14 protein-coding genes and 2 riboswitches are annotated in these 13,860 nt (G+C 70.6%); of the genes, 8 read left to right on the top strand and 6 right to left on the bottom strand.

Annotation, left to right across the window (positions count from 1 at the left end; translation table 11 throughout):
* Positions 1-118: 118 nt before the first annotated feature.
* Together ald and QFW96_RS09150 are read right to left on the bottom strand one after the other, a co-directional pair.
* On the bottom strand, positions 119-1,234 hold the full coding sequence (ald, locus tag QFW96_RS09155) for an alanine dehydrogenase (RefSeq protein WP_281455112.1): 1,116 nt from the start codon (positions 1,232-1,234) through the stop codon (positions 119-121).
* Between the two features lie 166 nt (positions 1,235-1,400).
* Positions 1,401-2,954, bottom strand: coding sequence for a helix-turn-helix domain-containing protein (locus QFW96_RS09150; RefSeq protein ID WP_281455111.1), 1,554 nt, complete (start codon positions 2,952-2,954; stop codon positions 1,401-1,403).
* Positions 2,955-3,063: 109 nt separating this feature from the next.
* Positions 3,064-3,159: riboswitch (glycine riboswitch) on the top strand.
* A riboswitch (glycine riboswitch) is annotated at positions 3,160-3,255 on the top strand.
* 52 nt (positions 3,256-3,307) lie between these two features.
* Between QFW96_RS09150 and gcvH the strand changes: the two genes are divergently transcribed.
* From gcvH to QFW96_RS09130, 4 genes are all read left to right on the top strand, one after another.
* Positions 3,308-3,679 carry a glycine cleavage system protein GcvH gene (gcvH, locus tag QFW96_RS09145; protein WP_281455110.1) on the top strand — a complete coding sequence of 124 codons (372 nt, stop codon included), beginning with the start codon at positions 3,308-3,310 and terminating at the stop codon, positions 3,677-3,679.
* 31 nt (positions 3,680-3,710) lie between these two features.
* Positions 3,711-5,066 carry an L-serine ammonia-lyase gene (locus tag QFW96_RS09140; protein ID WP_281455109.1) on the top strand — a complete coding sequence of 452 codons (1,356 nt, stop codon included), beginning with the start codon at positions 3,711-3,713 and terminating at the stop codon, positions 5,064-5,066.
* Between the two features lie 167 nt (positions 5,067-5,233).
* Positions 5,234-5,707, top strand: a complete 474-nt coding sequence (locus QFW96_RS09135) for a MarR family winged helix-turn-helix transcriptional regulator (protein ID WP_281455108.1) — start codon at positions 5,234-5,236, stop codon at positions 5,705-5,707.
* Positions 5,704-6,120, top strand: coding sequence for an organic hydroperoxide resistance protein (locus QFW96_RS09130; RefSeq protein ID WP_281455107.1), 417 nt, complete (start codon positions 5,704-5,706; stop codon positions 6,118-6,120). The genes QFW96_RS09135 and QFW96_RS09130 overlap by 4 nt, the downstream gene beginning before the upstream one ends.
* Before the next feature lie 4 nt (positions 6,121-6,124).
* Here QFW96_RS09130 and QFW96_RS09125 read toward each other — a convergent pair whose 3' ends face one another.
* The 4 genes from QFW96_RS09125 to QFW96_RS09110 all read right to left on the bottom strand — a co-directional run bounded on the left by QFW96_RS09125 (position 6,125) and on the right by QFW96_RS09110 (position 9,174).
* Entirely contained in the window at positions 6,125-6,451 is a 327-nt protein-coding gene (locus QFW96_RS09125; RefSeq protein ID WP_281455106.1) for a DUF202 domain-containing protein, read from the bottom strand.
* A gap of 2 nt (positions 6,452-6,453) precedes the next feature.
* The gene (locus QFW96_RS09120; RefSeq protein WP_281455105.1) at positions 6,454-6,846 is read right to left on the bottom strand and encodes a YidH family protein; all 393 of its coding nucleotides are present in this window, start codon (positions 6,844-6,846) and stop codon (positions 6,454-6,456) included.
* Positions 6,847-6,965: 119 nt separating this feature from the next.
* A complete protein-coding gene (locus QFW96_RS09115; protein WP_281455104.1) occupies positions 6,966-8,300 on the bottom strand; it encodes an AMP-binding protein in 1,335 nt (444 codons plus the stop codon).
* Between the two features lie 157 nt (positions 8,301-8,457).
* Positions 8,458-9,174 carry a MerR family transcriptional regulator gene (locus QFW96_RS09110; RefSeq protein WP_281455103.1) on the bottom strand — a complete coding sequence of 239 codons (717 nt, stop codon included), beginning with the start codon at positions 9,172-9,174 and terminating at the stop codon, positions 8,458-8,460.
* A gap of 145 nt (positions 9,175-9,319) precedes the next feature.
* Here QFW96_RS09110 and QFW96_RS09105 point away from each other — a divergent pair, with 145 nt between their 5' ends.
* The 4 genes from QFW96_RS09105 to QFW96_RS09090 all read left to right on the top strand — a co-directional run bounded on the left by QFW96_RS09105 (position 9,320) and on the right by QFW96_RS09090 (position 13,783).
* Positions 9,320-10,450, top strand: coding sequence for a CaiB/BaiF CoA transferase family protein (locus QFW96_RS09105; protein WP_281455102.1), 1,131 nt, complete (start codon positions 9,320-9,322; stop codon positions 10,448-10,450).
* Positions 10,451-10,569: 119 nt separating this feature from the next.
* A complete protein-coding gene (locus QFW96_RS09100) occupies positions 10,570-11,712 on the top strand; it encodes an acyl-CoA dehydrogenase family protein (RefSeq protein WP_281455184.1) in 1,143 nt (380 codons plus the stop codon).
* A 60-nt stretch (positions 11,713-11,772) separates the two neighbouring features.
* Positions 11,773-12,933, top strand: coding sequence for an alkaline phosphatase family protein (locus tag QFW96_RS09095; protein ID WP_281455101.1), 1,161 nt, complete (start codon positions 11,773-11,775; stop codon positions 12,931-12,933).
* A 4-nt stretch (positions 12,934-12,937) separates the two neighbouring features.
* The gene (locus QFW96_RS09090; RefSeq protein WP_281455100.1) at positions 12,938-13,783 is read left to right on the top strand and encodes an oxygenase MpaB family protein; all 846 of its coding nucleotides are present in this window, start codon (positions 12,938-12,940) and stop codon (positions 13,781-13,783) included.
* Positions 13,784-13,860: the final 77 nt, after the last annotated feature.

Raw genomic sequence — 13,860 nt, 5'->3', positions numbered from 1 at the left:
GGTGCCCGTCGATGCCATCGCGCGCGAGCAAGGGAACCTTCCTGTCAACGAAGACCGGCGGGGCTGCGAGGAGGGGAACCTTTCGCGCAACCCCGAGGCGCGATCGACCCGGCCGAAGTCAGTCCAGGACGCTGTTCAGCGGCAGGCTCGTGCGGCCGTGAGCCTCGGCGACGGCCTGGTTGACCAAGTGCCCGTCGTGGGTGTTGAGGCCACCGGCCAGCGCCGCGTCGCCACGGCAGGCCTGCCGCCAGCCCGCCTCCGCGATGCGCAGCACGTAGGGCAGGGTCACGTTGGTCAGCGCGTGCGTGGAGGTGTTGGGCACCGCGCCCGGCATGTTCGCCACGCAGTAGAAGACCGAGTCGTGCACCCGGTAGGTCGGATCGTCGTGCGTGGTCGGACGCGAGTCCGCGAAGCACCCGCCCTGGTCGATGGCGATGTCGACCAGAACACTGCCCGGCTTCATCTCCGAGACCAGGTGGTTGGACACCAGCTTCGGGGCCTTCGCTCCCGCGATCAGCACCGCGCCGATCACCAGGTCGGCCGAGCGGACCGCCTGCTCCACCGCGTAGCGGTTGGAGGTGACGGTGCGGATCTGGCCGTGGAAGTCGCGGTCGATCTCGCGCAGCTTGTCGACGTTGGTGTCCAGCAGCTCCACGTCGGCGCCCATGCCCAGGGCCACCCGAGCCGCGTTGAGCCCGGCGACACCGCCGCCGATCACCACGACCCGGGCCGGGTGCACCCCCGGAACGCCGCCCGGCAGCACGCCGCGGCCACCGCTGGGGCGCATCAGCGAATGCGCTCCCACCAGCGGCGCCAGCCGCCCGGCGACCTCGCTCATCGGCGCCAGCAGCGGCAACCCGCCATCCGGGGTCTGCACCGTCTCGTAGGCGATGCCGGTGACGCCCGAGTCCAGCATCGCGTCGGTCAGCTCGGCCGAGGCGGCCAGGTGCAGGTAGGTGAACAGCACCTGGTCCCGGCGCAGCCGCGGGTACTCCTCGGCGATCGGCTCCTTGACCTTGAGCACGAGGTCGCCTTCCGCCCACACGTCGTCGGCGGCGGCCAGGACCTTCGCGCCGGAAGCGAGGTAGTCCTCGTCCGGGATGGACGATCCGGCGCCGGCGCCCGCCTCGACGAACACGTCATGACCACGCGCGGTCAGCTCGTGCACACCGGCAGGAGTGATCGCCACCCGATACTCGTTGTTCTTGATCTCGCGAGGCACTGCGATCTTCACCGTGGGGTCCTTTCGTCGTGTGGAAACAACGATCGGACGATGTGGCGCAGGACGCATCATGTCCGCGGCATGAGATTGGGTGGGGGGCTTTGTGCTGCCGGCACAACAGCGGTGCGTGCGGGGCCGGTGGTGACAGACAGGTTCCCGTGTTCGCCCCGCGACGGACTCAGCCGTGCTGAGCCCACCGCTCGGCCAGCAACTGCACCAGCAGCGCCGACCGGACGTCGGGGTCGTCGAGGTCGACGTCCACCAGCTGGCCGATCCGCTTCATCCGGTACCGGAAGGTGTTGGGGTGGACCCGCAGCTCCCGGCTCGCCTGACGCGGGTCACCGGGATGACGCAGCCACGCGTGCAGGGTGGCCTGGTAGTCGGTGTGCTGCGCGCGATCGTGCTCGCGCAGCATCGGCAGGGGACCCAACGTGGCAACCCCGGCATCGGTGGCGGCCCCCGCCATCCGGCTCAGCACCAGCAGGTGCCACAGGTCGTCGTAGACCGCGACGCGCTGCCGCACCAGGCCCGTGCGCAGCAGCCCGATCAGCTCATCGGCCTGCGCGCGCGACCGCGGCACGTCGGTGACCGGCACGGACGTTCCCACCGCGACGAGGGGGCGAGGGGACAACTCGTGCGAAAGCAGGGCCTGGCGCAACTCGGGCCAGCCGCCACCGCGTCCCCGATCGGGCACCAGCGCGTAGAGCACCGAGCCGATCTCGGTGACCAGCGGACGTCGCCCGATGCCGCGGGTGATCCGCTCCCACATCGCCAGCCGCTGCCCCTCGGCGGGCTCGTCGGACGCCGGCATCTCGATCGCGATCACCCGGTGCTCCTCGTTGGGCACGGCCAGTTCGGTGGCTGCCGAGCGCCAGCCGTCCCCTCCGTCGAGCAGCAGCCGCACCTGCTCCGCCGAGCGCTTCCGCTGCACGTCGGCGACCGCGCGCCAGCGCAACAACTGCAACGCCACCAGCGGCGCGGTGTCGGCGAAGGCCGTGGCGCGCTCCTCCGAGACCGGTCCCGGCACCACCGCCCACATCGACCCGAGCAGCTCGCCTCCCATGCGGATCGGCACCACCAGCCGCGGCAGCGTGCCGTCCTGCTGCGCGGGCACGAAGATCGCCGAACTGCCCTTGGTGAGCTGCCGGAACGTGCCGCGGGCACGGAACTTCGCGAGCACGTCGTCCGGCTGCTTGCGTCCCATGATCGTGGAGATCCGCGCCGGATCGGTCAGGTCCTGCCGGGCCGAGTAGGCCAGCACCTGGGAGTGGGCGTCCTCGATGGTCACCGGGGCGTCCACGACGTCGGCGACCGCGTCGGCCAGCCGGAACAGGTCGGCAACCCCGACCCCGCTCTCCTCGGTCTGCCGGATCCCGCCCGCGAGCGCCGCGCGGATCAACCACACCAGCTGCGCCCACGCCGTGCCCGGCCGCACCTCGACCAGCGCGATCCCCGCCTCGCGCACCGCCTCCACCACCTCGGCGAGCGCCGCCACCGGGGGTTTGAGCAGCACCGCCGCCGCTCCGCTCTCGCCGCTCTCGCGCACCAGCCGCAGCGCCTGCTCGCGATCGGCGATGCCCACGCCCAGCACGAGGTCGCCACCGGTGGCGGGTGTGGGCTGATCCGGTTCGGCGATCACCACATCACCGGCGACGGTGCTGGCCTCCGGGCTGATCACGGTGCGCAGCAGAGCCGGTCCGACCCGCTCGACCAGCGCCCGGATGTCGAGCATCGAAGGGGCCTCCTCGACCAAGACGCACCGGCGGAGATCACATGTGCATTGACAGTGCCGCTGGCGCGTTTATCGTTGCTGAGCACATCGACAATCGCATACCGGCCATCGACCCCGTGCGGGAGAGACCCTGCCAGCAGCGCAGGGCGCCGAAGGAGCAACACTCCCCAGCAAACTCTCAGGCACCCACGACCGCTCGGGCGAGGCGACTCTGGAAAGCGCTCGTCGACGCAGACGTGCCACCCACGGTGCAAGCCGCCGCCGCGGCGAAGCTCTCAGGTTCCGCAACAGAGGGGGAGGCCCAGCCGAAACCGGGGATCAACGCCCCTCGAAACCGCTTTGGAGCCTCCCTCATGACGCTGCCCACCAACCTGGCCTACACCGAAGAGCACGAGTGGATCGAGGACCGCGGCGAGATCTCCCGCGTCGGCATCACCGAGCACGCCGCCAGCGCCCTCGGCGACATCGTCTTCGTGCAGCTCCCCGAGGTCGGCGACAAGATCGAGGCCGGTCAGGCGTGTGGTGAGCTCGAGTCGACCAAGTCCGTCAGCGACCTGTTCGCACCCGTCACCGGTGAGGTCGTGGCCATCAACGAAGCCGCGGTCGACGACCCGGCCGTGGTCAACTCCGACCCCTACGGCGAGGGCTGGCTGATCGAGGTGCGCGTCACCGAGACCGGTGCGACCCTCACGGCCCAGCAGTACTCCGACTTGATCAACGAGTAGTCGCGGAGCCCGGAACGAGGCGAGGCGATCAATGGCGATCAGTGTCTTCGACCTGTTCTCGGTGGGAATCGGTCCGTCCAGCTCGCACACCGTGGGGCCGATGCGCGCTGCGCAGCGGTTCACCGTCAGGCTGCGCGAGAACGGCGTGATCTCCCAGGTCAACAAGGTCAAAGCGGAGTTGTTCGGTTCTCTCGGCGCGACCGGTCACGGTCACGGCAGCCCGGGAGCCGTGGTGCTCGGGCTCGAGGGGAACCGCCCGGAGGCGGTGGACCCGGTGGCCGGCGCGGAGCGCGTCGACGAGATCGAGCGCAGCGGCATGTTGCGGCTCGGCGGCGACCAGGTGCTGCCCTTCAGCGTTGCGCGCGATCTGGTGCTGCACCGGCGCAAGTCGTTGCCGCAGCATCCCAACGGGATGCGGTTCACCGCCCTCGGCAACGACGGAGGGGAGCTCGACTCGGCGATCTACTACTCGGTCGGTGGCGGTTTCGTCGTGGACGAGGACGCTGCCGGGGCGGATCGGGTCAAGGCCGATGACACGAAGGTTCCCATGCCCTTCCGCACCGGGGCCGATCTGCTGCTGCACAGCACCGGGTCTGGTTTGCCGATCAGCGGGGTCATGCTGGCCAACGAGCTGTCGTGGCGCGAGGAGCCGGCCGTCCGCGCGGGGCTGCTCGACATCTGGCGGGTGATGCGGGAATGCGTCGACAACGGGTGCCGCAACACCGGTGAGCTGCCGGGCGGGTTGAAGGTGCGGCGGCGCGCGGCGCAGCTGTTGGCGTCGTTGACCGACCGCGACGACCCGCTGGAGTGGGTCACGTTGTTCGCGCTGGCGGTCAACGAGGAGAACGCGGCGGGCGGGCGCGTGGTGACGGCTCCGACCAACGGCGCGGCCGGCATCGTTCCCGCCGTTCTGCACTACTACGCCCGTTTCGTCCCCGGTGCCGATGAGGACGGTGTGGTGCGATTCCTGCTGACGGCAGGGGCGATCGGGGTGCTGTTCAAGGAGAACGCCTCGATCTCCGGTGCCGAGGTCGGTTGCCAGGGCGAGGTCGGCTCGGCCTGCTCGATGGCGGCGGCCGGTTTGGCGGAGGTGCTGGGCGGCACGCCAGAGCAGGTGGAGAACGCCGCCGAGATCGCGATGGAGCACAACCTCGGGCTCACCTGCGATCCCATCGGCGGGCTGGTGCAGATCCCGTGCATCGAGCGCAACGCGGTCGCATCGGTCAAGGCGATCACCGCCGCGCGCATGGCCCTGCGGGGCAACGGCACGCACTACGTGTCCCTCGACAAGGTCATGAAGACGATGCGGGAGACGGGTCGCGACATGTCGGTCAAGTACAAGGAGACCGCGCGCGGCGGCCTGGCCGTCAACGTCATCGAATGCTGAACGGCGGCCCGGGGTGAGCAGGGGGACCTCCCTGTCACCGCCTCGGGCCTCAGCGCGCCCCTGACCTGCTCGTTCGAGTATCGGGGGAACCTTCGACGCGAACACCCGCAGCATCATTGTGCCCAATTAAGTTGTGCACAACTGAATGGTGCGCTACTGTTCGTGGCGTGGCGACAGAACCCGGAACGACGCTGGACCGGCTGCTCTGCTTCGCGCTGCACAGCGCGTCGCGGGCGTTCACCAACCTCTACCGGCCGTTCCTCGACGAGATCGGCCTGACCTACCCGCAGTACCTGGTGATGCTCGTCCTGTGGGAACGCGAGTCGCTCACCGTCAAAGAGCTCGGAGCTCTGCTCCGGCTCGACTCCGGAACGCTGTCGCCCCTGCTGAAGCGACTCGAGGCTCGCGGAGTCCTGGTCCGCGCGCGCAGCGAGACCGACGAGCGGTCGGTGCGCGTCGCGATCACCGACGACGGGCGCGCGCTCGGACAGCAGGCGCGCGACATCCCCCAGCGGATGGTCGCCGCCACCGGGATGCAACTCGGCGACGTCGAGGAACTTCGGTCCACATTGGAAAACCTGACGACCACGTTGAACGACGCGGCCCGCCGGGTCACCGAGAATCAGGAGACGCGATCATGACCGTTCTCTACACCGCGGAGGCCACCGCCACCGGAGCCGGCCGCGCCGGCCGCACCCGCACCTCAGACGGCCTCGTCGACCTCGAGCTGGCCATCCCCAAGGAGATGGGCGGTCCCGGCGGTGCCACCAACCCCGAGCAGCTGTTCGCCGCCGGCTACTCCGCCTGCTTCCACAGCGCGCTGCAGGTCGTCGCCCGCAAGCAGAAGGTCGACATCGAAGGTTCCTCGGTGACCGCCGAGGTCGGCATCGGCCCGAACGGCCAGGGCGGCTACGGCCTCCAGGTCGCGCTCGCCGTCGAACTGCCCGGCGTTCCCGCCGACCAGGCGCAGCAGCTCGCCGAGGCCGCGGACGCGGTGTGCCCGTACTCCAACGCCGTGCGCGGCAACATCGACATCGACGTCCGCGTCGCCTGATCCGCTACGCGAACAGGACGTAGACCGCGCCGGTGGCACCGGCGAGCATCGCCAGCGCCGCTGTCGCGGCGGGCAACACCCCGCCCGGCAGTGGCGTTCGCGCGCGCAGCCGACGCTCGCTGCGGCGATGGCGCCGCCACAGCAGCCACGCCACGACACCGCTGAACGGCAACGTCACCAGCGCGCACACCACCGCCGCGACCGTGCTGTGGTGAGAGATCAACTTCAGCAGCACCAGCAGGCTCGCCATGAACGCCAACACCGTGCGCAACCACGCCAACGTCGTGCGCTCGATCTGCAGACCCGGATCCCAGGGCTGATTCCCGCTCACCGTCAGAACCCGGTCACGAACAGCAGCACGCAGGCCAGCACCCCGATCACGGCCAACCCGTAACCCAGCACCGGAGCCAGGCGCGGCGCGGGCAGCGGCCGACCCCTCCGCAACGCGCGCTCGGTCGACACCCACCGCGTGAAGGCCGTGGCACTGCACAGCACCCCGGCCAGCAGCAGCGCGACCGCCAGCACGGTGCGGATGGGGCTGGGCTCGGCGGCCACGGCGTTGAGCGCCTCGACACCGACCCCGCCGGCCATCAACGCCAGCGCCGTGCGGATCCAGGCGAGGAAGGTCCGCTCGTTGGCCAGCGTGAACCGGGGGTCGGGCTCGTCGCCCTCCTCGTAGAGCCGACGCGGCCATCGTGTGGTCCGCTCTTCGCCATCGGTCGCCATGACCTGAGGTTATCCGGTCCGAATGGCGGAACAGTCGCCGCTCACGCCTCCGCCCCAGGTGGCAGGAAGGTTCCCGTGCTCCAGCCGGAATGACAGGAAGGTTCCCGTGCTCGTCGTGCTTACCGGGCCAAGGGCACGTTCCCGCCGAACAGCTCCGCCTTGCGGCCCGTGATCGTCAAGTACCCGTGGGGGTCCAGCTCGCCGACCTCCCCCGTGCACAGCCATCCGTCGGTGTCGGTGACGGGACGGATCATCCCGTCCGCCTCCAGGTAGCCCGCGCACACCAGCGGGCCGCGCACCAGCACTTCGCCGTCGGGCGCGATGCGCAGCTCCACGCCCGGCATCGCGCGGCCCACCGTGCCGGTGCGGCGGTCGTCGGGATGGTTCGCGGTGGCGCACCCGGTGGTCTCGATCAGCCCCCACCCCTCGCACACCTCGAGCCCGATTCCGCTGAACAGCTCCAGCACCTCGGAGTCGATCGGGCCGGACCTGGTCGACGGCCACACCGTGCCGCTCAGGCCGATCCGCGCCCGCACCCGCTGCCCGTCGCGAGGCGTGCTGCGCTGCTCGGCAGGGATGTCGCGGAGCGCGCCCGTCAGCTGCGACAGCACCTCCGACGAGGCGAAGAACAGCGCGGGCCTGGTCCTCGGGAGTTCGGCGAGCACCCGAGTGCGGTCCCCGCAGAAGTGCACGTGCGCGGCGTCGTGGATCGCCGCGTGCACACCCGCCACCCGCTCGGCGATGTGGCTCAGCGGCAGGTAGCTCAGCCGCGTCGTGCCCGGTTCGGGACGGTTGATGCGGTGCAGAGCCGCGGCGGCGAAGCACAGGTTGCGGTGCGTCAGCACCACGCCCTTGAGGTGGTCGCAGTCCTCGCTCGGGTAGACGACGGCCGCCGGTGTGCCGGGGGAGATCCGGGCGCCGGCGCGCTGCAGCAGACCCGGGTCCTCCTCCGCCCGGCGCGCGCCCTGTCTCCGCAGGTCGTCCCAGGTGCGGAAGCGGTGATCGGCGCTGACCATCACCGCTTCGTCGAGCACCACCACGTGCTCGACCGTGCTGTCGTTGCGCAGCGCCTTGGCCCATCGCCGCAACTGATCGCCGCTCTCCAGCACCGCGACGCGGGCGCGGCTGTGCGCGACGATGGCGTGCACCTGGTCCTGGCTCAGCCCCGGGTGCAGCGTGCTGGGAACCGCGCCCAGGTGCGCGGCGGCCACATCGGCCAGCCAGTGCTCGGCGCGGTTGGACATCATCAACAGGATGGTCTGGCCCCGTTGCAGGCCGAGCGCGTGCAGCGCAGCGGCCAGCAGTTCGACCTCCTCGCCGGTCTGCTTCCAGGTGTAGGTCCGGTCGCCGTCGGTCAGGGCCGGTTCGTCGGCGAAGCGCGCGGTGGTGCGGGAGAGCAGTCGCGGGATCGTCGTTTCCAGTGCTGCCTCGGCCCAGTCGTCCACGGTGCTCATCGCAGCCGGATCTCCCCTCGCCCCGAACGACGGTTGCGAATGTCGCGCGTTGAGGCGATGAAACCTGATCAGGGTCGAGGGAAACCAGCGCCGAAAGCTGGAATCACGTTCCGCCCAACCGGTAGACCTGGCCGCTCATCCGGAAGAAACGGCGAAATCAGACGTGGTCGCGGATGACGTCGTTGACGGCGTGCTGGAACCCGTTGACCAGCACCTGGATGGTCAGCGGACGCAACTGGTCCGTGGCCGCCCGCACCCGTTCCCGCTCGTCCTCGGGACGCCCGTGCTCCATGTAGGGGCGCAGGACGTTCGCCGCGAACAGCTCCCGCAGCTCGGTCGCGATCTGCGCGGTGTGCTGCTCGACGATTCCCTTGGCCTGCACCAGCATCTCCAGCGGCAGCCCCAGGTCGAGGATCTGCAGGCCGACCCCAAGCATCGCCGGGCTGGGCAGCCGCAGCTCGTCGGAGCCGTCGATGCGCTGCAGGATCCCCAGCTCCACCAGGTGCTCGACCAGGTCGTCGTCGAGGTGGCGACCGGCGCGGCGATCCAGCTCGTGGCGGTCGAGCTCCTCGGCGTGCTCATCGGTCCACGGAGCGATCAGCGCCCGCTGCAGCGCCAGCTCGTCCGGCGAGGACCCCTCGGGGATGCGCTGCAGGTGCCGCTCGATCGCCGACAGGGTGAAGCCGAGCGTCTGCAGCTCGCGGATCAGATCCAGTCGCGCGAGGTGCTCGGCGCCGTACAGTCCGAGACGACCGCGCAGACGCGGTGCGGGCAGCAGGCCGCGCGACGAGTAGAAGCGGACCGTCCGCACGGTCACTCCGGCACGGGCGGCCAGTTCGTCGATGGTGAGCTCTTCGTCCGCAGTTCGGAGCATGCCGGTCACGCTACTCCTTGACCGCTGTTACACCAACGATGTAACACTGATTGCGTCGTGATTCTTGTGTCGCGTGACACAGCGTTGTCCTGGGGCCCGCGTTGTTCGAGGGCTCCGGCTTCCGCGTCGTGGAGAGGACTCTGTCGTGACGGCAACGGGTGGCCCGCTGGCCGGGGTGAAAGTCGTCGAGCTCGCCGGGATCGGTCCCGCGCCGTTCTGCTCGATGCTGCTGGCCGACCTCGGCGCGGACGTGGTCCGGGTCGACCGGCCCGGCACCGCCGGCGGCGGCGAGGACCTGCTCAACCGGGGCAAGCGGTCGGTGCAGGTCGACCTCAAGCACGAGAAGGGGCCGGAAGCGGTGCTCGCCCTCGCCGAAGAGGCCGACGTGCTGCTGGAAGGACTTCGGCCCGGTGTCACCGAACGCCTCGGCGTCGGCCCCGAGCAGTGCTGGGAACGCAACCCCCGCCTCGTCTACGGCCGGATGACCGGCTGGGGGCAGGACGGCCCGCTCGCCCACACCTCCGGCCACGACGTCGGCTACGTGTCGCTGACCGGGATGCTGCACCTCATCGGCCGCAAGGACGGGCCGCCGCAGGTACCGGCGAACCTGCTCGGCGACTTCGGCGGCGGCGCCATGTACCTGGCTGTCGGAGTGCTGGCCGCACTGCTCGAAGCCCGCTCCAGCGGACGCGGGCAGGTCGTCGACGCCGCCATCGTCGACGGGACCGCGCACCTGGGCGCCATGCTCTGGGGTTTCTTCGGCTCCGGGGGGTGGAGCACCGAACGCGGCACCAACCTCCTCGACACCGGGGCGCCCTACTACGACGTCTACGAGACCGCCGACGGCGAGCACATCTCCGTCGGAGCGCTGGAACCCAAGTTCTACGCCGAGCTGCTCGACCGGCTCGAACTGACGGGGAAGGTCCCGGACCGCGACGACGCCTCGAACTGGCCCGAGCTGCGGGCCACGTTCGCCGAGACGTTCAAGCAGCGAACCCGCCAGGAGTGGACCGAGGTGTTCGAGGGCTCCGACGCCTGCTTCGCGCCGGTGCTGTCGATGGCCGAGGCCGAACAGCACCCGCACCTGGCCGCCCGCCAGACCCTCGTGCGACGTGACGGGACCCTGCAGCCCGCTCCCGCCCCGCGCTTCAGCCACACCCCCAACCCCGAGCCCGGACCGGTCGCCACACCGGGCGCGCACACCGAAGAGGTCCTGCGCGACTGGGGTCTTCCCCAGGACCTGCTCGACTCCGGGGCGATGCGCTCCGCGTCATGACGTCCCGCGACGCGACCCGTCGCGAAATCCCGTCCCCTCGAAGCGGTCCCGCGGGCCGGTGGTGACAGGAAGGTTCCCTTCCTCCCACTGCCCGCCACGAACGAAAAGGATGCGTGATGATGCGCAGGGAGTTGTTCGAGTCCGAGCACGAGGCGTTCCGCGACACGGTTCGGACCTTCGTCACCAAGGAACTCGTGCCGCACGTGCAGGAGTGGGAAGAAGCCGGTCAGGTCAGCAGGGAGGCCTGGCGCGCCGCCGGTGCGCAGGGACTCCTCGGCTTCGCCGTAGACGACGAGTTCGGCGGCGGGGGAGTCGACGACTTCCGGTTCAACGTCGTGTTCGACGAGGAGCTCGTCGCCGCAGGCGTTTCCGGGTTCGGATCGCCCCTGCACAACGACATCGTCGCGCCCTACCTGATGAGGTTGGCCAACGACGAGCAGAAGCAGCGCTGGCTGCCCGGGTTCTGCTCCGGTGAGCTCATCTCGGCCATCGCCATGACCGAACCCGGTGCGGGCAGCGACCTGCAGGGCATCCGCACCACCGCGATCCGCGACGGCGACGAGTACGTGCTCAACGGGCAGAAGACCTTCATCAGCAACGGCATCATGTCCGACCTGGTGATCGTGGTGGCCCGCACCGATCCCGACGCCGGGCACCAGGGCATCAGCCTGCTGGTCGTCGAGCGCGACATGCCGGGCTTCGAACGCGGCCGCAACCTCGACAAGATCGGCCAGAAGTCGCAGGACACCGCCGAGCTGTTCTTCCACGACGTGCGGGTACCGGCCCGCAACCTCCTCGGCGAGGAGGGGCAGGGCTTCGTCTACCTGATGCAGAACCTGCCGCAGGAACGGCTGTCGATCGGCGTCGCCGCCATCGCCTCGGCCACCAAGATCCTCGAGCTCACCAAGGACTACTGCCGCGAGCGCACCGCCTTCGGCCGTCCTATCGGCAAGTTCCAGAACACCCGGTTCGAGCTCGCCGAGATGGCCACCGAGGTCGAGATCGGCCAGGTCTTCGCCGACCGCTGCGTGTGCGACCACGTGCGCGGCGAGCTGAGCGTCGAGCACGCAGCGATGGCCAAGTGGTGGCTCAGCGAGCTCAACAAGCGCGTCATCGACCGCTGCCTGCAGCTGCACGGCGGCTTCGGCTACATGACCGAGTACCCGGTGGCCAAGGCATACCTGGACTCCCGGGTGCAGACCATCTACGGCGGTACGACCGAGATCATGAAGGAGATCATCGGCCGGTCCATGGGATTCTGACGGTGCCGGCGGTGACCGGCGCCCGCCGGTCACCGCGCCCCGCCGCGAAGGAGGCGAGCCGTGGACTGGATCGTCGCCCCCGATCCCAGCGGTCGCGCGCTGCGCGACGTCCTGCCCTCGATGCTGTCCGCGATGGGCGTCGAGGGCTTCACCGACACCATCGGCATCCCGCCGTGCCGCAACGCCCTGGTGCTGCTCGTCGACGGGCTCGGCCACGAACTGCTGCGCGAGCACGCTGTCGATGCCCCGTTCCTGTCGAGCCTGCAGACCACGCCGCCGCTGACAGCGGGGTTCCCCACCACCACCGTCACCAGCATCACCTCGCTGGCCACCGGCCGGTGCGCGGGCGAGCACGGGCTCGTCGGCTACACCTTCGCCGAACCGGGCGGCGGGCTGCTGCACCCCCTGAGCTGGACGGCGCGCAGCGCCCCCGGCGGTGCCGACGACGAGCGCAGCAGCCTGATCGAGAAGTGGCCTCCCGAGCAGGTGCAGCCGCACACCACCGTTCTGGAACGCGCCGTGGCCGCGGGCGTGGACGTGCGCACCGCCGTGCCGCCGCACTTCGAGGGCACCGGTCTGACCCGGGCCTCGCTGCGCGGCGGCCGGTTCCGGGGCGTGCGGGAGCTGGGCGATCTCGCCGCCGAGCTCCTCGCCGCAGCCGAGAGCCCCGGACCGACCCTCTGCTACGGCTACCACGGGGGCGTTGACCTGCTGGGACACGTCCACGGGCCGGGGTCGGTCCCGTGGCGCATGCAGTTGCGGCAGGTCGACGCGTTCGTGCGGATGATCGCCGAAGCGCTCCCGCCGGGAGCGGTGCTCGGAGTCGTGGCCGACCACGGCATGGTCGACCTCGACCCTGCCGAGGCGATCGACGCCGACAGCGATCCCGCGCTGAGCGAAGGGGTCCGGTTGCTCGGCGGAGAGGTGCGCGTCCGCCACGTCTACGCGCGGGCGGGTGCGCGAGGCGACGTGCTCGCCGCCTGGCGGGACACCGTCGGTCCGGCCGGTGCGGTGATGACCGGCGAGCAGGCGATCGACGAGGGCTACTTCGGCCCGGTGTCGGCGGAGGTGGCACCGCGCATCGGCGACGTGCTGGCGATCATGCGCACCGGCGGGGTGATCCGTTCCGCGGTCGAGCCGGGGGAGTCGGCGTTGCGGGGCCACCACGGGTCGCTGACCGCCGCCGAGCAGCTGGTGCCGGTGCTGGTGACGGGAGGGTGAGTCGGTGGCGGTCGACGAGGGCTTGTTCGGGCCCAGGACGGTGACCTGGCAGCTGCACGGTGATCCGACGATGTGGATCGCGGGGATCTGCAGCCTCTTCCTGCAGGCCCTGCACCCGCGGGCGGTGGCCGCGGTGGTGCAGAACTCGCGGTTCCAGCAGGACCCGATCGGCCGGTTGCGCCGCACCAGCGACTTCGTGGGTGTGGCCACCTACGGCACCACCGACAAGGCCGCTGCCGCTGCGGAACGCGTCCGCCACGTGCATCGCGCGCTGAGCGCCAGCGATCCGAGGACGGGTGAGCGGATCCGGCTCGACGACCCGGATCTGCTGCTGTGGGTGCACTGCGCGGAGGTCGCCACGTTCGCGGAGGTGGTGCGGCGCGCGGGTTTTCCGCTCACCGACGCCCAGCACGACCGCTACCTCGACGAGCAGCGCCGTTCCGCCGAGCTCGTGGGGCTCGATCCGCAGCGGGTGCCCGGTTCGCGTGGCGAGGTGGCGGACTACTTCCGGCGGGTGCGCCCGGAGCTGGCGCGCACGGACGAGTCGGAGGTCGTGTTCCGGTTCCTGCACCACCCGTTGCGCGCCAGGCGCTGGCGGCCGCTGAACCTGGGGTATCTGCCGATCGGGCGGCTGGCGTACTCGCTGCTGCCGAACTGGGCGCACGACCTGCACGGCCGGACGCCGCTGCCGGAGTCGGCCACCACGGCCGGTGCGCGTGCGTTCCGCGCCGCGGGCAAGGCGGTGCCCGACCGGCTGCGCTACCGGTTCCCCAGCGGGCACGTGCTGCGTGCGGTGGAGCGGCTGGGTGAAGGGGCCTTCCCTTCCGCGCGGTCGCTCGCGGAGCTCTAGCGGCCGGGAGGAAGGGAACCTTTCTTCCACGTCTCCGGGGCGGCGCCGCCCTGCGGAGATCGTCTGTGAAGTGCATA

The sequence above is a fragment of the Saccharopolyspora ipomoeae genome, from assembly GCF_029952525.1.
GTDB classification, from domain to species: domain Bacteria; phylum Actinomycetota; class Actinomycetes; order Mycobacteriales; family Pseudonocardiaceae; genus Saccharopolyspora; species Saccharopolyspora ipomoeae.
The sequence above is the reverse complement of the archived record's forward strand: the minus strand, read 5'-3'. Positions and strand labels throughout refer to the sequence as shown.

What these genes read in the sequence shown, in the direction of transcription:
- QFW96_RS09150 (WP_281455111.1), bottom strand. Translation starts at nt 2,954, where the DNA reads ATGCTCGACATCCGGGCGCTGGTCGAGCGGGTCGGACCGGCTCTGCTG.
- gcvH (WP_281455110.1), top strand. Translation starts at nt 3,308, where the DNA reads ATGACGCTGCCCACCAACCTGGCCTACACCGAAGAGCACGAGTGGATC.
- QFW96_RS09140 (WP_281455109.1), top strand. Translation starts at nt 3,711, where the DNA reads ATGGCGATCAGTGTCTTCGACCTGTTCTCGGTGGGAATCGGTCCGTCC.
- QFW96_RS09130 (WP_281455107.1), top strand. Translation starts at nt 5,704, where the DNA reads ATGACCGTTCTCTACACCGCGGAGGCCACCGCCACCGGAGCCGGCCGC.
- QFW96_RS09120 (WP_281455105.1), bottom strand. Translation starts at nt 6,846, where the DNA reads ATGGCGACCGATGGCGAAGAGCGGACCACACGATGGCCGCGTCGGCTC.
- QFW96_RS09115 (WP_281455104.1), bottom strand. Translation starts at nt 8,300, where the DNA reads ATGAGCACCGTGGACGACTGGGCCGAGGCAGCACTGGAAACGACGATC.
- QFW96_RS09110 (WP_281455103.1), bottom strand. Translation starts at nt 9,174, where the DNA reads ATGCTCCGAACTGCGGACGAAGAGCTCACCATCGACGAACTGGCCGCC.
- QFW96_RS09100 (WP_281455184.1), top strand. Translation starts at nt 10,570, where the DNA reads ATGCGCAGGGAGTTGTTCGAGTCCGAGCACGAGGCGTTCCGCGACACG.